Origin of the sequence: Acinetobacter sp. SH20PTE14, assembly GCF_021391555.1 — a bacterium.
GTDB lineage: Bacteria > Pseudomonadota > Gammaproteobacteria > Pseudomonadales > Moraxellaceae > Acinetobacter > Acinetobacter amyesii.
Window position 1 is genome coordinate 1,170,233 of sequence record NZ_CP090067.1, and the last position, 26,065, is coordinate 1,196,297.

General features: G+C 39.7%; 20 protein-coding genes. 10 read left to right on the forward strand and 10 right to left on the reverse strand.

The features are described from left to right. Nucleotides 1–17 precede the first annotated feature (17 nt). Together LXF01_RS05785 and lipA are read right to left on the reverse strand one after the other, a co-directional pair. Complete coding sequence (locus LXF01_RS05785; RefSeq protein ID WP_180059916.1) at nucleotides 18–2,531, reverse strand: acyl-CoA dehydrogenase; 2,514 nt, start codon at nucleotides 2,529–2,531, stop codon at nucleotides 18–20. A gap of 423 nt (nucleotides 2,532–2,954) precedes the next feature. Then, the gene (gene lipA, locus LXF01_RS05790) at nucleotides 2,955–3,968 is read right to left on the reverse strand and encodes a lipoyl synthase (protein WP_078190238.1); all 1,014 of its coding nucleotides are present in this window, start codon (nucleotides 3,966–3,968) and stop codon (nucleotides 2,955–2,957) included. 206 nt (nucleotides 3,969–4,174) lie between these two features. On the opposite strand from lipA, the gene sthA reads away from it, so the two are divergent. Both sthA and LXF01_RS05800 read left to right on the forward strand, forming a co-directional pair. Continuing rightward, the gene (gene sthA / locus LXF01_RS05795) at nucleotides 4,175–5,590 is read left to right on the forward strand and encodes a Si-specific NAD(P)(+) transhydrogenase (RefSeq protein WP_078190237.1); all 1,416 of its coding nucleotides are present in this window, start codon (nucleotides 4,175–4,177) and stop codon (nucleotides 5,588–5,590) included. 143 nt (nucleotides 5,591–5,733) lie between these two features. Then, nucleotides 5,734–6,846: an AAA family ATPase gene (locus tag LXF01_RS05800; RefSeq protein WP_180059918.1), complete on the forward strand. Its 1,113-nt coding sequence runs from the start codon at nucleotides 5,734–5,736 to the stop codon at nucleotides 6,844–6,846. A 34-nt stretch (nucleotides 6,847–6,880) separates the two neighbouring features. Here the strand turns inward: LXF01_RS05800 and chrA are convergent, their stop codons facing one another. After that, nucleotides 6,881–8,119, reverse strand: coding sequence for a chromate efflux transporter (chrA, locus tag LXF01_RS05805; protein ID WP_233945172.1), 1,239 nt, complete (start codon nucleotides 8,117–8,119; stop codon nucleotides 6,881–6,883). Nucleotides 8,120–8,456: 337 nt separating this feature from the next. Between chrA and LXF01_RS05810 the strand changes: the two genes are divergently transcribed. Then, nucleotides 8,457–9,440 carry an alpha/beta hydrolase gene (locus tag LXF01_RS05810; protein WP_233945430.1) on the forward strand — a complete coding sequence of 328 codons (984 nt, stop codon included), beginning with the start codon at nucleotides 8,457–8,459 and terminating at the stop codon, nucleotides 9,438–9,440. A 94-nt stretch (nucleotides 9,441–9,534) separates the two neighbouring features. Here LXF01_RS05810 and LXF01_RS05815 read toward each other — a convergent pair whose 3' ends face one another. Further along, the gene (locus LXF01_RS05815) at nucleotides 9,535–10,386 is read right to left on the reverse strand and encodes a pirin family protein (RefSeq protein ID WP_233945173.1); all 852 of its coding nucleotides are present in this window, start codon (nucleotides 10,384–10,386) and stop codon (nucleotides 9,535–9,537) included. Between the two features lie 102 nt (nucleotides 10,387–10,488). On the opposite strand from LXF01_RS05815, the gene LXF01_RS05820 reads away from it, so the two are divergent. Next, complete coding sequence (locus LXF01_RS05820) at nucleotides 10,489–11,400, forward strand: LysR substrate-binding domain-containing protein (protein ID WP_180004936.1); 912 nt, start codon at nucleotides 10,489–10,491, stop codon at nucleotides 11,398–11,400. A gap of 107 nt (nucleotides 11,401–11,507) precedes the next feature. Here the strand turns inward: LXF01_RS05820 and LXF01_RS05825 are convergent, their stop codons facing one another. The 4 genes from LXF01_RS05825 to LXF01_RS05835 all read right to left on the reverse strand — a co-directional run bounded on the left by LXF01_RS05825 (nucleotide 11,508) and on the right by LXF01_RS05835 (nucleotide 15,323). Then, nucleotides 11,508–12,464 (reverse strand): TauD/TfdA dioxygenase family protein, encoded by a 957-nt coding sequence (locus LXF01_RS05825; RefSeq protein ID WP_233945174.1) that lies wholly within the window; start codon nucleotides 12,462–12,464, stop codon nucleotides 11,508–11,510. Between the two features lie 221 nt (nucleotides 12,465–12,685). Beyond that, nucleotides 12,686–12,820, reverse strand: a complete 135-nt coding sequence (locus LXF01_RS17520) for a hypothetical protein (RefSeq protein ID WP_257220694.1) — start codon at nucleotides 12,818–12,820, stop codon at nucleotides 12,686–12,688. Continuing rightward, nucleotides 12,813–14,024: an MFS transporter gene (locus tag LXF01_RS05830; protein ID WP_180004934.1), complete on the reverse strand. Its 1,212-nt coding sequence runs from the start codon at nucleotides 14,022–14,024 to the stop codon at nucleotides 12,813–12,815. The genes LXF01_RS17520 and LXF01_RS05830 overlap by 8 nt, the downstream gene beginning before the upstream one ends. 240 nt (nucleotides 14,025–14,264) lie before the next feature. Beyond that, a complete protein-coding gene (locus tag LXF01_RS05835; protein WP_180059929.1) occupies nucleotides 14,265–15,323 on the reverse strand; it encodes an OmpW/AlkL family protein in 1,059 nt (352 codons plus the stop codon). Nucleotides 15,324–15,767: 444 nt separating this feature from the next. On the opposite strand from LXF01_RS05835, the gene LXF01_RS05840 reads away from it, so the two are divergent. After that, on the forward strand, nucleotides 15,768–15,947 hold the full coding sequence (locus LXF01_RS05840) for a hypothetical protein (protein WP_078190224.1): 180 nt from the start codon (nucleotides 15,768–15,770) through the stop codon (nucleotides 15,945–15,947). Nucleotides 15,948–16,007: 60 nt separating this feature from the next. Here LXF01_RS05840 and LXF01_RS05845 read toward each other — a convergent pair whose 3' ends face one another. Both LXF01_RS05845 and LXF01_RS05850 read right to left on the reverse strand, forming a co-directional pair. Then, the gene (locus tag LXF01_RS05845; RefSeq protein ID WP_233945431.1) at nucleotides 16,008–17,465 is read right to left on the reverse strand and encodes a sensor domain-containing diguanylate cyclase; all 1,458 of its coding nucleotides are present in this window, start codon (nucleotides 17,463–17,465) and stop codon (nucleotides 16,008–16,010) included. 196 nt (nucleotides 17,466–17,661) lie between these two features. Further along, nucleotides 17,662–18,450 (reverse strand): A1S_2505 family phage non-structural protein, encoded by a 789-nt coding sequence (locus LXF01_RS05850; protein WP_180055052.1) that lies wholly within the window; start codon nucleotides 18,448–18,450, stop codon nucleotides 17,662–17,664. A 282-nt stretch (nucleotides 18,451–18,732) separates the two neighbouring features. On the opposite strand from LXF01_RS05850, the gene LXF01_RS05855 reads away from it, so the two are divergent. From LXF01_RS05855 to LXF01_RS05875, 5 genes are all read left to right on the forward strand, one after another. After that, nucleotides 18,733–19,602, forward strand: coding sequence for an IS982 family transposase (locus LXF01_RS05855; protein WP_180011947.1), 870 nt, complete (start codon nucleotides 18,733–18,735; stop codon nucleotides 19,600–19,602). A gap of 126 nt (nucleotides 19,603–19,728) precedes the next feature. Then, nucleotides 19,729–21,750: an excinuclease ABC subunit UvrB gene (gene uvrB, locus LXF01_RS05860; RefSeq protein WP_233945175.1), complete on the forward strand. Its 2,022-nt coding sequence runs from the start codon at nucleotides 19,729–19,731 to the stop codon at nucleotides 21,748–21,750. Nucleotides 21,751–21,904: 154 nt separating this feature from the next. Further along, the gene (locus LXF01_RS05865) at nucleotides 21,905–22,510 is read left to right on the forward strand and encodes a lipocalin family protein (RefSeq protein WP_233945176.1); all 606 of its coding nucleotides are present in this window, start codon (nucleotides 21,905–21,907) and stop codon (nucleotides 22,508–22,510) included. A gap of 119 nt (nucleotides 22,511–22,629) precedes the next feature. Next, the gene (gene rarD / locus LXF01_RS05870) at nucleotides 22,630–23,562 is read left to right on the forward strand and encodes an EamA family transporter RarD (RefSeq protein ID WP_078191878.1); all 933 of its coding nucleotides are present in this window, start codon (nucleotides 22,630–22,632) and stop codon (nucleotides 23,560–23,562) included. Between the two features lie 218 nt (nucleotides 23,563–23,780). Next, nucleotides 23,781–25,457, forward strand: a complete 1,677-nt coding sequence (locus tag LXF01_RS05875; RefSeq protein WP_233945177.1) for a hypothetical protein — start codon at nucleotides 23,781–23,783, stop codon at nucleotides 25,455–25,457. Nucleotides 25,458–26,065 lie beyond the last annotated feature (608 nt).

A 26,065-nucleotide genomic window follows, 5' to 3' on the forward strand; every position in this document is an offset into this window, starting at 1 on the left:
AGCGATGCAGAAGCTGATTAATAACGTAGAAATGCTTCTGGTTCATCATCGGTGTGTTGTTGCTTTTTCACTTCTGGTGCAATGGTTAAATGTGGATTGGATAGCTCAAGTTCGTGGATGAGTTGCATATCGAAAACATCTGTGAGCATACTGTCATAGCGTTGAATGTTGTAAGTGCTGAGCTGTTCAGCTTCGGAGGCAGTAATGACTTTTTGTGCAATTGCATCGGCTATATGTGCTTCAAAAGTTAAACCTTTAAATTGGCCTTTAGATTCAGCTTTTTTAAATTGGTTCCACAGCGGTTCAATTTTCAACAATTGTAAAAAGGCATTTTCCATACGACCAGAAACTTCATCTGCTGCAGTGCTGTAATACACGTGCTTTTTCAGTTCTTGGCGGAAAGTATTGTCTAGCATCATTTGAGTGGCAACTTCACGTTTTAAACGGTCTGTCGGTTTAGCAACAACTCGTCCAAACGGAAAGCAGATGATTTTTACTACGCTTGCTGCTAGTCGCATTGGGAAGTTATCAAATAAGCCATGGAAAGCTTCTTCAACATTGTACAAAGCTTTATCTAATGCAAGTTGCGCATGTAATTGTTCAGCTTCGCTTCTTTGACCTTGTTCATAATATTTAAGAATAGCCGTTGCTATAAATAAATAAGAGTGAATGTCCGCCAAACGTCCCGAAAGCATTTCTTTACGTTTAATATCGCCGGCTAAAAGGCCAAGACACATATCTGCAGTCAGCGCGAAATCGGCACTGAATCGATTAATTTTTTTATAGTAGGGGCGACTAAATTCATCTGCTGAAGCAGGTGAGTCTGATGGGCCACCAGTGAACGCATAAGCAAAGGCACGTGCAGTTCGGTTAAAAGTATAGCCCAAGTGCTTAAAGAGCATTTCGTTGAATGTATTGAGTGCAGTGTTTTTATCTTCGGCTTGAAGTAATTGTAGCTCTTCAAATAAATATGGATGACAACGCATGGAGCCTTGTCCAAAAATCATCAGAGAGCGACTTAAAATATTGGCGCCTTCGACGGTAATTGATACGGGAATGGCCTGATAATTCAAAGCTAAAAAATTACGAGGTCCCATTTGCACGGCACGTCCACCGACGATGTCCATGCCATGATTGACTACTTTACGCATGGTTTCAGTGGCATAGTATTTGGCCATTGCAGTCATTACAGCAGGTTTGCCGCCTTGGTTTAAACCACAAGTCACCAAATAGCGGAATGCTTCAAGCATATAAGCATCTGATGCGATATCACTCGAAGCTTCTTGTACACCTTCAAAATTACCCACGGAAATTTTAAACTGCTGACGAACTTTGGCAAATGCACCGACATTTAGATATGCCATTTCACCGGCTGCCGTTGACAATGCAGGGAGTGAAATACCACGACCAACCGCTAAGCATTCCATTAGCATACGCCAGCCTTTGCCGGCATTTTCAATCCCTCCAATGATCCAGTCTAAGGGAATAAAGACATCTTTACCTTCAACTGTCCCATTCATAAATGGTGAGCCTGGATTATGACGAGGGCCTGTAATGACACCGTCATGACTCGCCGGTAGCAGCGCGCAGGTGATACCATATTCCGTTTTATTTTTATCTCCCAATAAGCCATCTGGATCGTATAACTTAAATGCAAGACCAATGACGGTGGCAATTGGTGCAAGAGTAATCCAGCGTTTGGAGAAGTTCATGTTTAAGCCGAGCACTTGTTGTCCCTCAAAGGTGCCATAACAGACAACACCTGTATCTGGAATAGCACCTGCATCCGAACCGGCTTCAGGACTGGTAAGTCCAAAACATGGAATTTCTTCACCTTTTGCAAGGCCAGGGAGGTATCTGTCTTTTTGTGCTTCGGTACCATAGTGTAGAAGTAATTCCCCCGGTCCAAGCGAGTTGGGCACCATACAACTGACTGCGGCAGTGAGTGATCGGGATGCAATCTTGCTCATGACACGGCTTTGTGCAAATGAACTAAATTCACGTCCTCCATACGATTTTGGAATCACCAGTCCTAAGAAGCCATTATCTTTAATAAATTGCCAAGCTTCTGGTGGGAGGTCTTTATGTTTATGGTGAATATCCCATTCGTTGAGCATGGCACAAAGTTGTTCGACTTCATTATCAATGAAGGATTGTTCTTCAGCGCTGAGCTGAGGGTAGGGATAAGCCTCAAATTTTTTCCAATCAGGAGCGCCCATAAATAGCTCTTTTTCCCACCAACTTGTTCCTGCATCCAACGCTTCACGTTCCGTAGTACTCATACTCGGCATTGCATTTGCTAAGGTTTTATAGGCAGGTTTGGTGAGCAGATTGAGCCGCAGTGGGTCAATCAACACAACTAAACTCAAAGCAATAAGAGGGATGCCAAGTATTAATGACCATGGGGTTAAAAAGGCGAGTGCAATTGAAACAAATATCAGTGTTATTGCGCCTACAGCTCGTGAAAGTTCAAAGAAAAAAACGGCCCAAAGAGCAAAAATAAAGAGTACTGCACTGAGTATAAATAGCATTTGTTATGGCTCCAGTGACAAGGGCCAGAGCGTTATGCGTTTAAAACAGCCTACATGCGTTTAAAAATGATCTCATCTTTTGTCTTTCTGATTTTAAAGTGCATGAGACTGTCAAAATGGCATCACTCGGCTGGTGAGTATGATTGGACAATTGCGCGAATATAATGAAAGCGCAAATAAATTGTTATCAATAGGTTGATTAATAAATAATCACAACACAATCCCTATCGGGCAAAGAAATGTCACATTACGTAAACTTGGATGATTCGATATATTGGGTTGAACATTGCATACAGGTGTAAGGAACGCACTATTTTCGAAAAATCTTATATTGGTAAACGAATTGGGCTGAGTGTGAAAGTCACAAAAAAGCCCTCAATCAATGAGGGCTTTTAATTTGCGATGTTTTAAATCTTTGCGTGATTAGGCTTCAATCGTTTGAACTGCAATTTTCTTTGCAGGATCAGTTTTACGACGTACCGCAGGCACTGGCTCACCATAGTATTGACGGTCAGCAAAGTAGCTTGAACGGACCATTGGTGCAGCCCAAATGTTTTTGAAACCAAGCTTTTGACCATGTGCAGTGTAACGCTCAAATTCTTCTGGGCTTACAAAACGGTCAATAGGGGCATGTTCTTTAGAGGGCTGTAAGTACTGACCAATGGTGACATAGTCAACATCGTGTGCTTTTAAGTCGTCTAATAGCGCAATGACTTCTTCTTCAGTTTCACCAATACCGACCATCAAACCACATTTGGTAGGGACATCTGGGCAGTATTCTTTAAACATTTTTAATAAGTTTAGAGAGTGTTGGTAGTCAGAACCTGGACGCATTGCTTTATACAAACGTGGCACAGTTTCAATGTTGTGGTTAAACACATCAGGTGGGCACTCCGTCATGATACGAAGGGCAACATCCATACGACCACGGAAGTCAGGGACTAAAATTTCCAAAAGTGTTTTTGGACTCAAGTCACGAGCTTCTTTAATACAGTCAACAAAGTGCTGCGCACCGCCATCAACTAGGTCATCACGGTCGACAGAAGTAATTACGGCATATTTCAAACCAAGATTGGCAATGGTTTCTGCCATGTGACGTGGTTCATCTGGGTCAAGAGCATTGGGACGACCATGTGCAACGTCGCAGAATGGGCAACGACGAGTACAGATATCGCCCATAATCATAAAGGTTGCAGTACCGCCACCGAAACATTCAGGTAAGTTCGGGCAAGCCGCTTCTTCACACACGGTATGTAATTTTTGTGCGCGCAAAGTTGTTTTAATACGTTGAACTTCATCAGGGGCAGCCATTTTGACCCGAATCCAGTCAGGCTTACGAGGCGTTTCAACCGTTGGCACGACCTTCACAGGTATGCGAGCGACTTTTTCTGCGCCACGAAGTTTTACACCCTGTACAGGTTTACGGTTCTCAGACATATTCAACTTTTCCACTGTTTTTGACAAGGAGATATTCAAAAAATTAGCTCGATCATTATAGCGGACTTGAGCTTAAATAGGGGGAAAACGATATTCATATAATAAATGTGGTTATCACATAATATATGTGAGCTAAATATCCAAAAAAGTTAGGATATACGTCATAATACAGCCTAGATTAAAGAATATTTGTAAAGGAGCGTTGAATGCCACGTAAGAAAGAGGTCGTTAGTGGAACTTTCGTGAAATACGATGCGGTAGTTCTGGGTTCTGGCCCTGCGGGTGAAGGCGCTGCAATGAAACTTGCTAAATCAGGTAAGCGAGTTGCAATTGTAGATATGCGTGAACAGCTTGGTGGTAACTGTACCCATGTAGGAACAATTCCAAGTAAAGCATTGCGTCAGACCGTTTCAAGCATTTTACGTTACCAACGTGACCCTATGTTCCAAAAAGTCGGTGAATGGAAACAGTTCACGATGAAACAGGTGTTACGTAATGCGCATAAAGTGATTCAACAACAAGTTGAAACGCATTCACGTTTTTATGACCGTAATAAAATTGATATTTTCCACGGCCGTGCGTATATCCAAGATCAAAACACTGTTTTGATTTTTAGCAATGAAGGTATGACGGAAACTTTAGTATTCCAGCAATTAGTGATTGCGACAGGTTCACGTCCTTACCGTCCAGCTGCTTTAGACTTTAATCATCCTCGCGTATTTGATTCAGACAAAATTTTGGATCTGGATTATTCAATCCAAAAAATCATCATTTATGGTGCAGGTGTGATTGGTTGTGAATATGCGTCTATCTTTATTGGTCTAGATCACAAAGTAGACTTGATCAATACACAACACAAATTACTCAGCTACTTAGACGATGAAATTTCAGATGCATTGTCATATCGTTTACGTGAGCAGGGTGTACTGATTCGCCATAACGAACAGATTGATCATCTTGAAACACATGATGATCATGTCGTTCTTCACTTGCAAAGTGGTAAGAAAATTAAAGCCGACGCGATTTTGTGGTGTAACGGCCGTTCTGGTAATACAGATGGTTTAGGCCTAGAAAATGTAGGTATCAAACCAAACAGCCGTGGTCAATTAACCGTGAATGATCAATATCAAACTGAAGTAGAGAATATCTTTGCTGCGGGTGATGTAATCGGTTGGCCTTCACTTGCATCTGCTGCGTATGACCAAGGTCGTTGTGCCGGTTCTAACATGAGCGGTGAAGAAGGAATTGCACCTGTAACGGATATTCCTACAGGTATTTATACAATTCCTGAAATTTCTTCGATTGGTAAAACTGAACAACAGTTAACTGAAGAAAAAATTCCGTATGAAGTGGGTCAGGCATCGTTCCGTCATTTGGCACGTGCGCAAATTACGGGTGATACCGTAGGCGAGCTTAAAATCTTGTTCCATCGTGATACTTTAGAAATTTTAGGCGTTCATTGCTTCGGTAATAATGCTGCGGAAATTATTCACATTGGTCAGGCCGTGATGAACAGCCCGAACAATACGATTAAATATTTCGTAGAAACCACATTTAACTATCCGACTATGGCGGAAGCGTACCGTGTTGCAACATTGAATGGTATGAACCGTTTATTCTAAGGTTAAATTGAACTTAGAATGTACAATGAAAGACCCGTAAGTTTCGGCTTGCGGGTTTTTTTATAGTTAGGATAAAGTGTATGCAAAATATACATTCAATCCACTTATAATCATCAGCATTTCCAACTCATTTTAGGTAGCTTATGACGATCCGTTCAGTGACCATTCAAGGTTTTCGATCTATTCATCATATGAATCTGACCTTATCGCGTCTGAATATTGTCAGTGGTCCGAATGGTTGTGGTAAATCCAATCTATATCAAGCTGTACGTCTCCTGCATGAAGCTGCAAATGGCCAATTATCCCAAGCTATTGCAAATGAGGGCGGGATTCAAAAAATCATGTGGGCAGGTGGTCACCGTGCGGGTGATCGATCGAAAGACCCTAAGCGCATGAAGCTTGCAGTGGAGATGGAGCATTATGAATATCAACTTGAAATAGGTTTTCCTGAACCGCTCATCACCTTGTTTGCACTCGATCCTTTGGTCAAAGTAGAAGGAATTTGGTTAAGCGGCTATCAACGTCGAAAAATGAGTGAGTTGTTGGAAAGAACCAACCAAGCGGCATTTCTTAAAAATGTTGATGAAGAACGGATTGCTTATCCGATGGCATTAACACCAGAAGAGTCGGTGTTTGGACAATTGTCCGATCCACACTTATATCCCGAAGTTTCACAAGTGCGTGAGACCATGAAAAACTGGCGCTTTTATCATGAGTTTTCAGTCAGTGGAAATTCACCGATCCGTGTCCCACAGGTGGGCATTCGTTCGCCAGTTTTAGCGCATGATGGTACAAATTTAGCCGCAGCTTTTGAAACCTTGCGTGAGCGGGGCAACAGTGAAACCTTGTTTGAAGTACTAGAAAAAGCCTTTCCGCAGACCCAATTTTATGTGCAGGAAATGGGAGGGCGCTTTCAAATGATGATGCAAAAGCAAGGGATCTTAAGACCTTTAGAAAGTGCAGAATTTTCAGATGGGACGTTACGATTTTTGTGTTTAGCCGTAGCTTTACTGAGTCCTAGACCCCCAAATTTCATGGCACTGAATGAGCCTGAAAATAGCTTACATCCCGATTTATTACCTGCCTTGGCGATGCTGATTGCCGAAGCAAGCCGCTATACACAGCTTTGGTTGACCACACATTCCAATGAGCTGGTTGAAATGATCAAACAGTATAGTGATGTGCAGCATTATCAACTGGATCAGGTCGAGGGGAAAACTGTGGTCAAGGGCGCAAGCTTAATCGATGAGGATTAGATTATTCCTTTAGCTATAGTTTTTTTGCTTTCGTTTAAAAAGGCAGAAAAGTTAAAAAAGCATAATAGCCGATAAAACTGCTTATTAAGCTGAACCAGATTGGCAGCTTGCTGCGAAGTAAAGCAATAACGACGGCAACAAATATAAAGTCCGTCCATTGAATGATGTATTTCTGGCTCATTTGAAATAGTAGACACAGTAATAAACCGACGACAGCTGCATTGATTATTTTTAAGGTGCCAAAAAGCATCGGGTATTTCATCAACTTATTCCAAAACGGTAATAAGCCAAACAATAATAAAAATGATGGTAAAAATATCGCCACAGTCGCGAGTACAGCATTTAAGAGTAGCACATCAGTCATGGTTAAAAGTGTGCCGAGATAGGTGGCGAAACTAAACAAGGGCCCCGGCATGAGTTGTGCAAGGGCATAGCCTAAGTCAAAATTTTCATTACTGATCAGTCCTGTAGAGACAAAGTCCTGATGTAAAAATGGCAAAATAATATGTCCACCACCAAAGACGAGGGATGCTGTGCGGTAGAAGCTTTCTAAGCTGAAAGACAATATATTGCTATGTTGTATATCGAAGAATGGCAGAACGAAAAAAGGGCTGATAAAGGCGAGAAGCCATAGCCAAGAGGTGCGAGTATTTTCATGTGCATTTTGGCTAAAACTGTCATGTTTGGGTGGAACTGTTTCGGTGATATTTGGCTTTTGGCTGCGTAATTGATTTGACGATAAAACTAAACCGATAATTGCAGCGCATAAAATTACCAAAACTTGATTTAGAGAAAATTGAAAGAAATAAATAAAAAATGCAGCCAAGAGCATGATCAAATACTGCAGTTTTGTTTTACAAAAGCTTCGCGTCATTTGCCAAAATGCCCATGCAACAACGGCTAGTACAATCAACTGAATAACATGAAAGAACTGTGTTGAGAGTTGATTGCTCAGTTTTATACTTAAAGTCGCCGCGGCACACATCAGCAGGGCGGATGGTAAAGTAAAGCCTAACCACGCCAAACAAGCACCTTGATAGCGGTTGAGTTGAAATCCAATCGCCATGCCGAGCTGGCTACTGGTTGGGCCTGGAAGGACTTGAGTCAAGGCAAGCAAATGCGCATATTCATGCTCCGTTATCCATTTTTCTTGTTTCACAAAATATTGAAAAAACAACACTAAATGCGCAGCAGGTCCACCAAATGCAATACACCCTAATCTTAAAAAGGTGAGAAAGATGACAAGGTTTCGTTGTGGTATGGACTGGCTCATACGTTACCAATATTTAAAATCAAAAGTAAGGTTATGAATTTCTAAAGGATAAAATTATGAAAGTTAAAAGATCTTAAAGGCTGATTATTGCAGGAGTATGTAAATCCTGCTTCAAAAATATTTTGAAGTGCTTAGCAGGGAAAAAGATAATTGGACGAAGTGACATAGTGCTGTCCCACATGCACATGGCGTCGGTTTCCGCCGCTGATTAGCATCAGCATTTACACATAAAATATTTTGTCTAAAAATGACTTCTCCAAAATCAGACACCTTATCAGAAATTTTGAGTGCCTTATTTAAGTGGTTGATGAGTGGCATTGCATCGTTACTTTCAATCATGGCATTTGCAGATGATCAGCTACCTGCTACACAACCATTAGCAAGTTATGCAGATCAAAACAGTTGGCAGGACATTCAGCCCTATCTACCTAAAGAATACCATTTAACCGAAACGCAGCGCCCTAAAGAAGAGTGGTGGAATTGGCAGGGTCATACTATTCACTTAGATACCTATCGAAATCCACAGGCAAAAGTGAAGGTGATTCTGTTTCATGGTGTGGGAACAAATGGTCGACAAATGTCGATGATTTTGGGTCAGCCTTTGGCACAGAGTGGCTATGAAACTATCGCTATTGATATGCCCGGTTATGGCCTCACCCAAGTCAAAAAAGGCTCTAAAACTCTTTATGATGATTGGGTTCAAGCAGGCAATGACCTCATTGAAGCTGAGCTACAAAAAGATCATCGTCCTATCGTTTTGTATGGGCTCAGTGCTGGTGGTATGTTGACCTATCACGTGGCGGCAAAAAATAAACAGGTGAAAGGTATCGTCGGTATGACCTTTCTAGATACTTCAAATAAAACCGTGCGTGATCAAGTCTCTTTGAATAAATTTATGAGCCGCGTGGGCAGTCCAATGGCTCATGTGACGGCACATACACCATTATCAGCATTGCCAATGCCGATGCGTTGGGTAAGTAAAATGCATCGTTTGGTGAATAATGACGCAGCATTGCAGGTCTTTTTAAAAGATAAAACGTCAGCTGGGAATAGTGTATCGGTTAAATTTCTAGATTCGTATTTATATTATAAAAATGACACGCCACCGGAGCAGTTTGATGTCTGCCCAATTTTACTGACGCAGCCTGAACAAGACCGTTGGACGCCTTTGGCTTTAAGTCAGCCATTTTTAGCACGGATTCACCAAGTTCCAGTCGATGTCGTGCTGTTGAAAAACGCAGGACATTATCCTTTGGAACAGCCGGGACTCGATCAAATGGTCAATACAATCGATGAGTTTTATCAAAAAGTCACGCAATAATCTGTTGAAAGCGTGATGCGTAATTCATACCAAAATAGATATAAAAAAACCGCCAGAAGGCGGTTTTTTTATTGGGACTTTATCGTGGAAATATTTAAGCAAAATGACCATGTTGAAAATCATAAAATGCCTGACGTATTTCATCTTCAGTATTCATGACGAATGGTCCATGTGCCGCAATCGGTTCATTTAAAGCTTCGCCACTTAAAATAAGCAGTTTGGTTGCTTCAAAAGATTTAAGTTTCAAGGACGATACTTGGTCACTGACATATAAAGTCTGTTTCGCATCAAAGCGTTGACCTTCGATTTCGATCGCGCCACTTAATACAAAAATCATGTTATTCCACTGTGGGTTGAATGAAAATTCCTGTTCAACATTTGCATTCAAGCGCACATCCAAGACATTCATTGGGCTAAAGGTTTCAGCTGTACCCATTGTGTCTTCAAATTGGCCAGCAATGACGCGTACCACGCCTGCATTTTGTGCAAGTTTAACTTCAGCAATATTGGCTGTAGTCAGTTCTTGGTAGCGAGGTTCAGTAATTTTGGTATGACTAGGTAAATTGACCCAAAGTTGTACCATGTCTAAATTTCCGCCAGTTTTTGCAAAATCTTTAGAATGGTGTTCTTCATGCATAATGCCTCGACCCGCGGTCATCCATTGCACTTCGTCTTTGGCAATACTGCCGTGATTTCCTTTAGAGTCAAAATGCTCCAATTCACCTTCATAAACAATGGTCACTGTTTCAAAGCCACGGTGTGGATGTGACCCAACACCACGTTGATGATGACTTGGAGAGAAATGATATTGGCCGGTATAGCCCATAACGAGGAATGGACTGGTTTGATTGCCCATTTCTTGCATAGGGAGCATAGAGTTTGTTGGGAAGCCATCGCCCACCCAAGTGCTACGATCACTATGATAAACACGTTTGATTGAATTCATAATTCAGCCCTCAATATATTGCTTCTGAGATCTATTATTGAGGTATAGTGAGGGAATGACAGGGCGAAAAACTCAACAGATTATTCTAAAAATGAAACAATCATGCAAAATTTAAATGACTATTACTACTTCGTGCAATTGGTGAAATACCAAGGTTATACCAAAGCCAGTGAAGCATTGGGTATTACAAAATCTAAACTATCACGCCGTATTACAGAATTAGAGACCCGTTTGGGTGTACGTCTGATTCAGCGGAATACGCGAAAATTTACTGTGACTGAAATAGGACAACAGTTCTATTTACATTGCTTAAAAATTTTAGAGGAAGTCAGCGAAACGGAAAATTTTGTGCTCAGTACGTTGAACGATCAACTCTGTGGCCAGATTAAAATTTCTTGTCCTGTGGCTTTGGTGGAAATGCCTGTTGCAAAAATGGTCACCGATTTTATGCAGCAATATCCAGACATCAGTGTGCATCTGATGGCGACCAATCATCGGGTTGATGTCATTGAGGAAGGCGTAGATTTAGCCATTCGTGTGCGCAATATGCCTTTAATGGATAGTGATTTGATCGTTCGAGATTTAGATGCTTGTGATCATGTTTTAGTGGCATCGCCACAACTTTTCTTCGAGCGTGAAATGCCACAGCAATTGGCTGAGATTCAAAATTTTCCGTGTATTGGTTTTGATCGGCCTAAACATTTTTGGGATTTTCGACATCGTGAAAAAAGTGAAACCCAACAAATTGAATTTCATCCACGCTTAAGAACTGACAGTTTTGGTGCGATGATTTCTGCTGCTATTTCTGGCGTGGGAATCGCTTCTTTGCCCAAAGTGTTTGTACGTGATGCTTTAAAAAGTGGTGAGTTAATTGAGCTATTTCCTGAATGGCAATTGCCGCAAGGGGTCATCCATGTTGCATACGCGACACGACAAGGTATGCTGCCGGGTGTACGTGCGATGTTAGATCATTTGATTTCAGGTTTTAAGGCCTTAGATATAGATCATCCGTAATTTGAGCAGTGTTCTTATTGTTTTAAAATTTTAATTATTTGGAGTTATTGCTCAAACACGGATTTTACTGGGTTATTTATTTTTTATTGTTGGCATGAAGTTCAACATTAGTATGGTCGTCCTCCTGCTAGGCTAATTCGCTTTAATAAGCGGCGTTGGTCTGAAGGGAAAGGGCGGCGTGAGTGTAAAGTGGCTTGGTTATCCCAAAATACAATGTCACCTTCTTCCCATTGATGTTCATATCGAAACTCAGGTTTCAATAAATGTTCACGTAAGGATGCAATCAATTCACTGCCTGACTGATCATCATAATGAACCAATTCCACTTCAGATCGTTCATTTAACCACAGCCCTTTACGGCCACTTTCTGGATGGGTACGTACAAGCGGATGTGGATAAGCATGTCCAACAATCGGTTGGTCTTTGAAACGATATAGCGGTGTAGCGCCATATCCCGTTGTGCCTTTATTATTTTTGGCACGGACAAATGGGTTGTAGGTAATGAGTTGAAGTTGGTCTAAATGTTTTTGTGTCGCTTCATCTAAAGCTTCATAGGCTTTAATGGTGTTATACCATGAGGTTTGTCCACCGTCTTGTGGCAGTTCAATGGCATAGAGTAATGAACCAAAAGATGGCAGCGGAGTCCACTGATGGTCTGCATGCGCAGCCAATTCACCATGTCCAGTATAGTCAACTTTGCCGACTGCATTTGAAACAGGTACGACGTCTGGTGGTGTACCGGTATCATCTTGTGACGCCAGCACAGGAATATCTGCACCGGGACGGAAGATTGAACCGAAGTAACTTGCAAACGCGAGATACTGTAAATCATCTAGACTTTGATGTTTGAAAATTAAAATCAAGTGTTCTGCCAACGCTTGTTTTAAACGGTAGATGGTTTCCCCAGACTGTGCTTTACGCGCATCTAAACCATAAACCACAGCCCCCAAAGCTTGGTCATGTTGCGCTTCAATACGAATTTCATTGCCATCTTGAAATTGTTCTGCTTGATGCCAACGTGGAGCATCATGAATGGCTTGTGAAAGTTGAGTTAATGCGGTCATTTCATAAGTTCTCAAATTGTTCTTTATTGAGACTTAATCTATGAAAGAAAGTGCAGGTTGGAAAATTAAAAAATAAGCTAAGTTTATGAAAAAACTTATTATTAATACTAATATGCTGAAAATGCAGCTTTTATTGAATCGTGTAGAAAATAGCTAAAAAACTGCTGTTGTAGTGTTGATAAAACAGCAGTTTGAATTGGAATTAAGGCTTCTATGCGTCTTTAATGTGCACAAAACGCTTGGTTAAAGTATTCGAATAATTCAGGCGTTTGGCTCCATAAGCCGATGGACAATGCCAACAAGGCCAGAATACTGATGCCAATACTGAGTCGGAACCATAATGTTGAATTAGTCATGAATGACACTTTCCTCATTAACCATGAAATGTACCAATACTCCAAAAATACTCAGGACAATCGAAAAAATCCAAATGGCATTATAGTTACCGGTTATATCGTGGTTCACACCACCCAACCAACCACCAAAAAATGAACCGACTTGATGAGTAAAGAATACGATACCACTTAGCATACTGAGATATTTAACGCCAAACATATTGGCTACAATACCGTTGGTGAGCGGTACGGTAGAAAGCCATAGTAGACCCATAATGACGCCAAATGCATAGATTGTCCATGTGCTTAAAGGCAGCAAAAGAAAGGCAATAATGGCAATGCCACGTAAACCATACAGTCCCATTAACAGCTTTGGTTTGGAATATTTGCCACCGAGCCAACCTGCTGTGTAGGTGCCGACAATATTAAACAGTCCAACGAGCGCTAGGAAAATCGTGCCTGTAGTGGCATTAAAGCCATGATCGATTAAATATCCCGGAAGATGGATGCCAATAAACACCACTTGGAAGCCACAGACAAAGAAACCGAGTGCTAGAAACCAAAAGGGTTTATGCTCCCAAGCCAATTGCAAAATTTGTTTAAAAGTCAGAGAGGCTTCATGCGTATTGGTTGCATTTGGTGCAACATACATTGGTGCTTTTAGCATCCAAGCTAAAGGAATAATAAGTGCAATTAAAATGGCGCTGACCACCAAAGCTGAAGACCAACCAAATTTTTGCAGTAACAGTAACGTAGAGGGCAGCATAATGAACTGACCAAAAGAACCTGCGGCACTGGCAATACCCATGGCTAAACTACGTTTGTCTGGATGCGCTGCACGACCTACGGCAGAAAGTAATACTGGAAATGAAGTGGCTGAGAGAGCCAAACCCAGGATTAAACCTGCGCTTAAATTAAGCAGTAAACCGGTAGAGCTGACGGCCATGAGTAATAGTCCGAGGGCATATAATGCACCACCGACGGCGACCACGATCTTACTGCCATATTTATCTGCAAAAGCCCCAGTAATCGGCTGCACAGCACCCCAAATTAAGTTTTGCATGGCAATGGCAAGGCTAAATACGTTATGTCCCCAACCAAATTCATCACTCATCGGCACGAGATAGAGGCCAAATGCATGACGAACCCCTAAAGACAATGCCAAAATAATAGCACTGCCAATGAGCATGTAAATCAGGGGCTTTGAGAAACGAGTATCAGACATACAGCAGGCTACATTCTTTAAATTTAATCCAATGGTATTCGAATAAACGCAGAGTTGCGATTAAATTTAATTCACCAAACAATAAATTTTTTTTATAGGTAACTATGGATGAATAAAGGAAATTGACACAGCGGAAATTCAAAAGTGTCTAAAAGAGTTAGAAAAGGTATCTCAGAATAAAAGACCATATAAAAGCCAATAAAAAAGACGACCGTAGTCGTCTTTTATATATGTTATTTATTAGAAACGCATACCGATACCTGCATACGCAAGAATTGGATTTACTTCAATATCAGCTTTAGATTTGATCAGTTCACCATGTGTGGCATCTGTAACGGTAATGGTGGTTTCATTTTGTAGGTGTGCATAGCTAACAGAACCTACAGCAAACCATTTGTCATTGAAGTCATAAGTAAAACCAGCTGTCACAACAGGAGCAAAAGCATCAGAAGCTTCTAACTCAACTTTTGGCTTAGCTTTACTTGGTTTTCCTTCTAAAGAAGCGCCTGCATTACCTTCTTTAATGTTGGCAATCATGTGACCTGCGGCAATTAAATCTTTCTCAATTTGTGGATTCATTTCCAACTCATTGAAGTAAGCATACATCACGCCTAGACCCACATAGGGACGGAATTTATTGACGCCAGTTTTACCGAAGTGATATTGGATTTCAGCAGCCGGAGTCCATGCACGTGCAGAAGCTGCTGCACCATGTGCGCCTAAGTCGGTAATGAAAATATCATTTTCAAGTTCAAGATTTCCCAGTGCACCGCCGAGTGGTTTTGCAATGGCAGAAAATGGTGCATAAATTTTCCCTGAGCCTTGTAAATCAACTTTTGGCGGAATACCCGCTTTCATTTCTAGTGATACATTGTCAGTGAAGAAATAGTTGGTCATGATCCCAAGCGTGGTGACGTCGTCTGCTTCAAGACCTGTCCCTGGATTGTCCCATTGTTCAAGTCCTGAAATAGTGGCTTTACCACTCATTTCAGCAGGAACAGTGTCCAAAGTATTTAGCGCAACTTCTAGTAGGGGCGGAACTTTGTACCCTTCTCGAATATTGTCTTTTACTGTTTGTGATTTAACTTCGCCAACATCTGCCTCATAGCCTTCATTGATGGCAGTATTTACACGGAATGGCTGTGCTTTACCTTGTGGCATAACATGTAGAGCACCAACAGAGACAGAAAAACGTTTGAAGCCATCGCCATCTTTTAAACTAAAATATGGTGAGTCTGCATGACTGAGCATAGGTAGGGCAGCCATAGAAGCAGCAATGCACAATACACTTTTTTTCATTTTAAAGGACTCCATGTCCGTAAATTGATAATAATTTTTCTAAGTGCCCATTATTCAAAATTAGTGCGTAAAAAATGTTATAGAAAACAAGAATAAACGTAATAGTCCTGTAACATTCTTGATGATTTGTATTATTTGAAGACTTTAATTAGGTATTTGTGTAAAAAAATCGAACATTTTTGAAATTTAGAAATGGTTCTATCTATTTGTATATATTCAATATTTATTGACATAAGTGACAGTGTATTGGTTGATTTGGGTCAATAAAATAGTTTAAAACGACCATATTCAAAGCACTTTTTTGTGCTGTTGTCCTCTATAGATATAAAAATTCATATCTAATCATTGGGTCTTTATATGTCAATCGTGGCTAATCTCTCAAAGCCTTTTACACCAAAACCATTTTTTTTGTACAATAGCGCCAGATTCAATTGAGTTATTCGTATGAGTACGCAAAACCCTCCCAAGAAAAAGGCTTTAGTCAATTTGCCTTTTCCGATTAAAAAAGCTGAAGATAATGCTTCGGATGAAATCTTTGAAGATATGCGTCCAAAACCTCAGCGTTATGCTGACCGTACTTGGATGCCACCACGCGGTACACGTCGTTCGATGGGTAAGCGTTAAAAGATTTAAATAAAAAAGCCATGGTACAAACCATGGCTTTTTTATTGCAAATTATTGATGTTAATTGCGTATTTCAGACTGAATTCTTCGGTCTTTATTGAGATAATACTTTTTCTTCTGACGATACATGTCCAAATCGGCACGTTTAAGCATATCGTCCATCCGCTCATTCAGCTCATTGGTGGCACAGCCAATCGAGATACTCATCGGTTGATTAGAATAAAATTGGTTATCGACCAATAACAACTCATTCAAACTTTGTAAGCAGTTTTGCAGCGCCGCATCATCTGCACCAGGTAATAGAATGACAAATTCATCACCGCCAATGCGCGAAGCAGAATAGGGCGTATGCTGAATAAGTTGGTTTAAAATGTTGCCCAGACGTCTGAGGATACTGTCACCAGCATCGTGCCCAATACTGTCATTGAGTTCTTTTAGTCCATTTAAATCAATAAAAATACAAGAAACAGGACGTAATTGATTGCGTTCGAGACGATTGAGTTCTGCGATATAAAATGAACGGTTATAGAGTTTGGTCAGGACGTCATGTTTACCTAAATATTCAAGATAATTTTCAGCCTTTTTACGTGCGGTAATATCAGTCAGAGCAACCTGCACGGTGCTCCAGTCGTCGAGATAATCAGGAAATACGGTAAATTGCAGCAAGACATGGCGAATACTGCCATCAAGTGCATAATTTACGGCTTCACGTTGATGATGTAGATTGCCATTCCAAAGTTCAATCAACTGTTCTTTAAAGGTTTGCAGCATTTCTTTGGCAAACACTTTATGTACATTTTTGAGCAATATTTCTTTGTTCTGAGCGCCAAATAAATCAAGCGTGGCTTGATTGACGTCAACGATCAGTATTTCCTTAATACACTCTTGTACAAAATCGGGGTGAACATCCAAAAATGTCACAAAATCTTCTATACCTAAAGCGCGAAGTTGATCTAATTTTATTTTAATCCGGCTGAAATCTTCGACCCAAAGAGAGGTCAGAGAATAATGAAAACGCGCTTCTGCCAAATGACGACTTTGTTCTTGTAAACGACAAGCTTCGGTATAAGAAGTGATATCTTCAGTCGTAATTAAGACGGCAGATAAATCCTGCTCATGACTCGGTAGCACGATGCCCTTCAGTTGAATGTCTAGGCGTTGTCCACGGAGCGTATAGTTCACGGCAGAATGGGAAAAATGCGTTTCACCATTCCACAATGCAACCAACTCTCTAATGTGTGTTTGACACATCTCCGCCTGAAAAACGAGATCAAGGTTTTGACATAAATGTTCAAAGTCACGTGCTTGATACAGTTCTAACGTTTTTGTATTGACCTGTAAGATTTTTATTTTTCTTGCACATTGCAGAATACGTGATTCATCTTGTTGAAGAAAAGTGGAGAGATCCTGCACACCTTGCTGACGCCAGAGATCAAATTGTTTTTTGACTTCACTGTAATCTTCAAGCCACATGGCAATGGGGGATAGCTCAAAAAAAGGAGAATCTAGCATGTCTATTTTATGTGCTCATCATTCTTTATGATAATTACAATATGTAGTATAAGACGAAAAAAATGATATTAAAATAATGTGATATGTAAAATAAACTTTATTTTTAATGTGACTTAAGTCGCTAAAAGTCATTAATCCACATTAGATTAAAAGCCAATGTAGACTTTGGCTTTTTTGGGGGGAAATGTGGTGAAAATAGTCTTTAGCGGCTGGCTTTACGAGCTTTATTTTCAGGCTTTGGTGCAGCGATTTCACGTTCAGCTTTCCAAACATCAATAAAATCTTTTTCATTAATATTGTACAGTTCAAGTAGGGCTAAAATGACACCGCCAAACATCATTGGGCCTTCTGAGTTGCTTTGAAACTCAAATATTTTCCCATTCAGGGCATGCAAAATATCTTCAATTTCAAAAATACGGTCACGACCATTGCTATCTGTCGGGTACATTTGGGTATTCAGCACAATTTTCGCAAGACTTTTTTCATTATCTGTTAAGGCCAGAACATCAACCAATTCATCTGCCGAAGGTGCAAAAATTACTGAGTCTTGAAAAATTGTATGTAGAAGTTTCGAAGTAAGTTTAGGTAAAGCTTTTTCAACGAAAGGACGGAATGAAATTGGAAAAATAACATTTCTGGAAATCCCCTTAAACATGGGAGCAATTTCTTCAACTTTATAGCCAGCGACACCACAGCCAATCGACGTAATGAAATATTTGGTCTTGGGATGATTCTTGGTATAGATTTTAAAATCATCAACATAATGTTGAATCTGAGACAATGGCATTTGTTGTAAATGCTCATTCATTGTTGGAATCGCAAAACTTTGACCTGCCCATCCACGACCAATACCATTCATTGCACCAAAATGCTCTAGTGCGGTACGCGCTGCACCGCCAGCATGTCGACCTGCCATATTGCTGCCAAAAACAAAAATGGTATCTTCAGCTAAGTTTTTAACAATACTTTCGTCATGATATTGATAAGTCATAAAGTTTGATCTGTGGCGTCCTTTTATTCATGTTGCAGGTGAAATTTAGCTAGGTCAAGTATCTATCTTGGTTAAATGAACGCTTTATCTATAAGTTTTTTAGCCTAAAGAGTTTCTTTAAAAAAAATTGGCTCAATCAGGTGCTTTATATTTATGAAGATGACGAAAAAATCTAGAAACACATACTAAATAACCCGAATCGCGGATAAGAAATAAACTTGAAAATAAGAAGACTAGAGCCATCAGTTGAGTTACCACACAAAACTCACAACTCTAGTCCTAATGTTCAATAGTACCGAATTATTCTGCGTAATTGATGATTTCTTTCTTAAATTTGAAGCAACTTATTGGAACTTTCTCAAACAAAATAGCCATTCTTTAAGAATCAGACGTGCTCATCTGACGATCTCAGAAATCTGCTTTATTGCCATTTGGTATAAATGTTCTTATTTCAGCAATTTCAAAGCCTTTTTCACATGGTTAAAAGAAGATAAAAGACATTTGTTTAAAAGCTTACCATGTTACCAACGGATGATTCATCTGATCAATATGCACCAATTAGCAATACATGCTTTACATGTGGCTCTGATGAAAGGTCAAAATACCCAATATTTGTGGATTGATTCAACGACTTTGCCAGTCTGTAAAAATCAACGTATTCAACGCCATAAATCATTAGCTCAAATAGCATCTCGTGGTAAAAGCTCGATGGGCTGGTTTTATGGCTGTAAGCTACATATTGCGATGAACCCATTTGGTGAAATCGCTTGTTCTGCTTTATCAAATGGGCATATAGCTGACATAAAAATGGTTGAGCAATTGGCTGACGGCTTAGAAGCAAAGCTATATGGAGATCGTGGTTATATCAGCCAGGAACTAAAAAGCAGGTTAAAAGATCAAGGTATTGATTTAATTACTTACCATCGAAAAAACATGCAATCCATCCAACTATCTGCATCAGATGAATATCACTTAAGACAACGAAATAAGATAGAAACGTTATTCAGCTTATTGAAAGGACAATACAATTTAGTGACGAGTAAAGCTCGTAGTATTCATGGATTTCTGAGTGGGATTTACGCATCGTTATGTGCATATCAACTTAATCATCAAAATAAACCAACAATTCAAATTATGGAATCATTGGCTTAAGCGGGATTCGGGTTAAATAAAGATTAATTCTGTCTGTAAGAGACTTTGGCTTTTTACATAAATTTAGCGTTGTTTTGTGCAACTTTGCCCTCATAATAAAGCCATATAAAACTGTTGAAGAAGAGTGTGATGCAGGAACAGCCTTTTGAACTGGTAACACAATATCAGCCGGCAGGTGATCAGCCTCAAGCGATTGAGAAATTGGTGAAGGGGATTGAAAAAGGAATGCATGATCAGTTGCTCTTAGGGGTAACAGGTTCAGGTAAAACCTATACCATGGCAAATGTGATAGCACGCACGCAACGTCCAACGATTATTATGGCGCATAATAAAACTTTGGCTGCGCAGCTTTATGGCGAGTTTAAAGCCTTCTTTCCGCATAATGCCGTGGAATACTTCGTCAGTTATTATGACTATTATCAACCCGAAGCCTATGTTCCATCTTCAGATACTTTTATTGAAAAAGATTCATCGATTAATGATCATATCGACCAGATGCGTCTTTCGGCAACACGGGCATTATTAGAGCGACGTGATGCAATTATCGTAGCGTCAGTTTCAGCTATTTATGGTCTGGGTGATCCCAATGCTTATATGAGTATGCTTCTGCATATCGTGGAAGGAGACCGTATTAGCCGTGATGATATCATCCGTCGTTTGGTGGAAATGCAATACACCCGAAATGAACTCGAATTTTTACGGGGTACATACCGTATTCGTGGTGAAATTATTGATATTTTTCCTGCTGAATCTGATCAAAATGCCATTCGAATAGAGTTATTTGATGATGAAGTTGATTCAGTTCGATGGTTTGATCCATTGACAGGCAGAATGGTCCGTAAAGTGCCACGGATTACGATTTACCCAAAAAGCCATTATGTAACACCTAAAGATAATTTACAGCGTGCAATTGGAACGATTCGTGAAGAACTCGCAGAACGACTAGGATTCTTTCGTGCAAATGATAAATTACTCGAAGCACAGCGTATCGAACAACGTACACGTTATGATTTAGAGATGATGCAGCAGCTTGGCTATACCAACGGTATTGAAAACTATTCACGCCACTTGTCTGGCCGTCCTTCTGGTGAAGCACCTCCGACTTTGTTTGATTATGTACCTGATGATGCCTTATTAATCATTGATGAATCGCACGTTACCGTTCCGCAAATTGGGGCTATGTATAAAGGTGACCGTTCACGTAAAGAAAATTTGGTCAATTACGGTTTTCGTTTACCAAGTGCGCTTGATAACCGCCCAATGAAATTTGAAGAATGGGAGCGGATTATTCCTTCGACCATTTATGTCAGTGCAACGCCTGCACATTATGAAATGGAAAAGTCTGAACAAGTCGTTGAGCAAGTGGTTCGACCCACAGGTTTGGTTGATCCTGAAATTGAAATTCGTCCAGTGTTAACGCAAGTGGATGATGTATTGTCAGAAATTAATAATCGTAAAAACTTAAATGAGCGTGTATTGGTTACGACATTAACCAAACGTATGGCAGAAGATTTAACTTCATATTTGAAAGAATATGGTATTAAGGTCGCTTATTTACATTCTGATATTGACACTGTTGAACGAACTAAAATTATTCATGAATTGCGTTCAGGTGTATACGATGCAATTGTTGGGATTAACTTGCTGCGTGAAGGCTTAGATATGCCAGAGGTGTCTTTAGTCGCCATCTTAGATGCTGACAAAGAGGGGTTCTTACGTTCTGAGCGTTCTTTGATTCAAACCATCGGTCGTGCAGCGCGTAACTTAAACGGTAAAGCGATTTTATATGCAGATCGTATGACCGACTCCATGCAAAAAGCCATTGATGAAACAGAACGGCGTCGTAATTTACAAATCGCCTTTAATCTTGAACATGGCATTACACCACGTAGTGCTGTACGCCAAAATGTCAATGATATTGATACTGGTGAAGTGCTGACAGATGATGAAATCGATGCAAAAATTTCAGATCAGGCCAAGGCATTAACTGCAGATGAACGTCATTTGATGTCGGATCCAAAACTTCTGGCAAAACATATGAACAAGCTGGAAAAAGAAATGCTGAAGGCATCGAAAGATTTACAGTTTGAACAAGCCGCTCGATTACGCGATGAAATCTTGCGTTTAAAAGCACAGATGATTTCATAATTTTGTTAGACAAGATGCGGAATATTGTTTGAATGACATACATAATTCAGACAAGAAAATGATTTTTAGAGCAATTTTTCCGCTAGAGTAAAAACACGAGAGAAAGAATTACTTAATTTTCATCGAATGTTTTGCATCGAAATGAGGCATAAAAATGACAACAACGAATCTTCCGAAAGCTGGTTTTAAACTCGCAAAAATTGCACTTGGTGCAGTAGTGTTAATTGGTTTGGGTGCAGCCACAATGGCCTATGCACAGACGAAACCATTACAGACTGTGGAAAAAGTTGAGCTCGATCGTTATCTAGGTATGTGGTATGAAGTAGCTCGTAAGCCTATGGTTTTTCAAAAAAGCTGTGACCGTGATGTGATTGCGGTTTACACGCTAAATGAAAATGGCAACATTAATGTCAATAATCGCTGTGTATCTAAAGATGGTACCAAGAAGCAATCAATAGGCGAGGCATTTGTACAAAATGCACCGTTTAACTCGAAATTAAAAGTTAGTTTCTTACCAGAAGCCATTCGTTGGTTGCCTGTGGGGCGTGGTGATTATTGGGTACTCAAAGCCGATGAAGACTATCAAACAGTTTTAGTGGGTGAGCCACGTCGTAAATATATGTGGGTTCTTTCTCGTTCGGCTCATCCAGATCAGGAAGTGATTCAGGAATATTTAAATTATGCGCAATCTGTTGGTTATGATTTATCAGATATTATTCATACCAAGCAGACAGTGAAACCTAAAAACCTAAATATTTGAACAAATGCTAAAAAACCATGCCTGTGCATGGTTTTTTATTTGCTAGAATGTCCATGCGAAAAGCTTGATTGATCAAGCAAAATATCAAGATTATGTAGTCATTTGGACTGGAGTGAAAGATGTATAAAGGCGTTGCATTGTCTGTATTGGCATCGGTCACTTTCGGTATTTTGTATTTCTTTACCATCTTTTTAAAACCTCTAGATAGCGAGCAAACTTTTGCATGGCGCATGTTGGCGACCTTACCATTTTTAACCTTATTTATGTGGTGGATGAAAGATTTAAACAAAGTCAGTGAAATTTTTTGGCGTGTGGTCAAGCAACCGATCTTTCTCATTTGGTTAATCATTAGTTCATTTTTATGTACTACACAGCTTTGGTTGTTTTTGTGGGGACCAATTAATGGCCGAGGGCTAGAAGTATCTTTAGGGTATTTTCTATTGCCCTTAGTGATGGTTCTGGTTGGATGTGTACTGTATAAAGAAAAGCTGTCTAAATGGCAGATGGCTGCCGTGGCATTGGCAATTTTAGGGGTCGGCCACGAAATTTGGCGTATTGGCAGTATCGCGTGGGAAACTGTCTATGTCGCTGTGGCTTATCCGATTTATTTCTTTTTACGTCGTACCTTTAAAACCGATCATTTGGGTGGTTTTTGGTGGGATCTTTGCTTAATTTTGCCTGTAGCCTTTTATTTAGGATTTATTCATAGCGATAGTTTAGCGCTGATGTCGTTATTCCCGTATCTGATTTTGGCGGTTTTAGGACTGGGTTTTCTGAGTGCGCTTGGCTTAGGTAGCTATATGTTGGCGAGTCGTTATTTGCCATTTGTGATTTTTGGTTTGTTGAGTTATTTAGAACCCGTGTTGTTAGCTTTTGCATCCATCGCATTGGGGGAGCGAGTAGAAGCCGAAGAATGGCTGACCTATATTCCAATTTGGGGTGCGGTATTGTTATTGGTGATAGAAGGTGTTTTGCATCTGTTTAAACAAAAGCAAAATGAACGTGCGCTAGCAAAAAATGTAAAAGCGTTAAATGATCGAATCGATTCTTAGACTGAAAATGCTGGTACGATAAATTGATCAGTTTACAATTAATGCTTGCTGTTTTTTAGTAAAATCTTAAACTTAGAAAACTACAACAAGACATGATTCAATTTATTGTTTAGGAAGAACAGCATTGAATGATGGTGTACAAAAATATTTATTTTAGATAAAAATAAACTGAAATCGATAAAAGATTGATTAAAGAACCAAGATACAGGAAGCAGTCAGTGGTTGTCCCATTTCATCTAAGCGCAAAACTTTTACAGCTAGAGCCTGTGTTGGATCAGCATTGGCGGAGTATCGTGTCTGAAGTGTGCACTGATCTTGATCAATCCAATTTAGCACAGATACAGCAGGTGTTATCGCAAAAAGGTATTCGTTGGGAGTCTTCATCACAGTCGTATCAAAGAGATGTACCGATGAATTTGGGCATGCTGATGAAAGTACTAAAATATGATGTCATGCGTGAGCATGCACAGTATTTGGCAATACAGCTCGAAGAACTTAGGATATTGACCCAGAGTATTCAAATTGCGCGAAAATTAGAAGAAAACCTACTCTATATCAATAAAATAGATGCAGAAGAAGATTTTGAATTACAGTATGAAAAAAATGTATTACATCAGCATTTCATTTTAAATGCCGCACAAATCATTCGTGAAATGGATTTGATTGCGCCGAGTGATGCACGTCAACTCACTGCTCTGCAAGTTAAAATTTTCTTGATCGAAATTTTCTTAAAGTCACATATGTTAGGGCAAGTTTTTGATGCTTCTATACCAAAATCATCTGAGGTTTGGCAACATCCGATTTTTAAATATTATTTAAAGCGTGAACAAAAAACGCGATATTTACAAATTGTACAAACATCTGAGTTTATTTATATTTTGTCGCCTGATTTAGATTGGACGACGCAGTATTCAGCAACTCGATTTTTATCTACAAAGCATAATGATGCCCTAGCAGACGAAATTTTTGATGGGGTGGCCATAGATTTAAATACTGCTCTAGAAAATCAGCAGATCGAACAATTAAAATTTCGAGTCTCTAAGCTGGCATCCATTGCAGGTTTTATACATTTAGATCTACAAAATTTAATGCAGCAACTACATACACGGGTAGATAAGCATCTACTTTTAATGCTGCATGTAGAGGATGCTACTCAATTAGCGACGGTTTTACCTGCTTTTGAGCAGCAGTTCAATACATTGATCTTGAAGCCCTTACATCAGACTGTTCAATATCAACTGAGTGAGCAGATACAGTATGATTTTGTCTTTTTCCATAGCATGCAAATATCTCAGAAGCTCATCACGAGTCTAAAAGTTTTGAGTAGTAGCCCGGAGTTTGAGGCAAATTTGGAGTTGAAACGACTGCGACTTCAACTACAGGCTTGGCAGGTGCTTTTGTTGAAACGGCGGACGCACATTTTTTATATTCAAAACGAAGATGAGTGGGAGTTTCATCATCAGCAGTCACGGCAAATTTATATGGCGCTGAAGGCGCTCCTGCAGCCGATTGATGATCAACAGAAGGTCTTTGCTACAGCAGCGATTGTAGAAAATACGGGTACCAATGGTTCACATATTGGATTTTCCAAACGCATGACGAAAACAGGGGATTATGAAAGCTTTGAAGCTGATGCTTTAAAAGCGCTGCAGCAAAAAAAGCGCCAAACTTATATGCAGGTTTTAATGTTGCTAAAGGAACATGCGTCACAGCTCGTCAATCTTGATTTTGAGCCATGTGAAAATGCCTTAAAGGTGCAGTCTTTTAGTGATCGGAGATATTTTGCGATTAGTACTGGAGAGAATGGTTTAAATGCACTACCGAAAATATTAGAGCTGAGTGTAAATTTCTTTGATTTTAATTTGGAAAAGTTTGCTGAGAATCTGAAAAATTAACAGAATTTTAAATATTGATCTGACTTTAAAACTAATGTTAGGCAGTAACATTAGAGGCGTAATTTGATCCAAATAAAAGAACGATACGCGGTAATGTTATCCGCAATTGTCTAAGACAAGGTTACTTCTAATAAAAAATGTTTTTGCGATACTTTGAATAAATTGACGGTAGTGAACGAGTTTTGCGGTGAGGAGCATTGCTCCGCAAGATGGTTTCCTTATGAAGCACGCTTCTCATTTTGCCAAATGAGAAACAACGTTTCGTAAGAGTACCTCTAGCTGAGGCTAAACCCTTTATTCAAACCTCAAATGTAAGACTCCGTCGAATAGTCTCAAAAATCATTTAAAAATGTGAAATTATTATTACGAGCTTAACATCAGTAAAAATACTATAAATTGAGCAAAATAAAAAACACCACAATTTGAAAAATATAAATATTCGTTTATCTTTGAGCTAAATATGCAGAGATCTGGTTGATAAAACTACATTTGAAATTTTGTGACAAAAATCTGCGGAAAAGCCGGTTTTTCAACTTTCGGCTATAAAATCATAATACTAATCATGATTATTTTGAAAATTGATAGTGAATATATAACAAAATAACCTT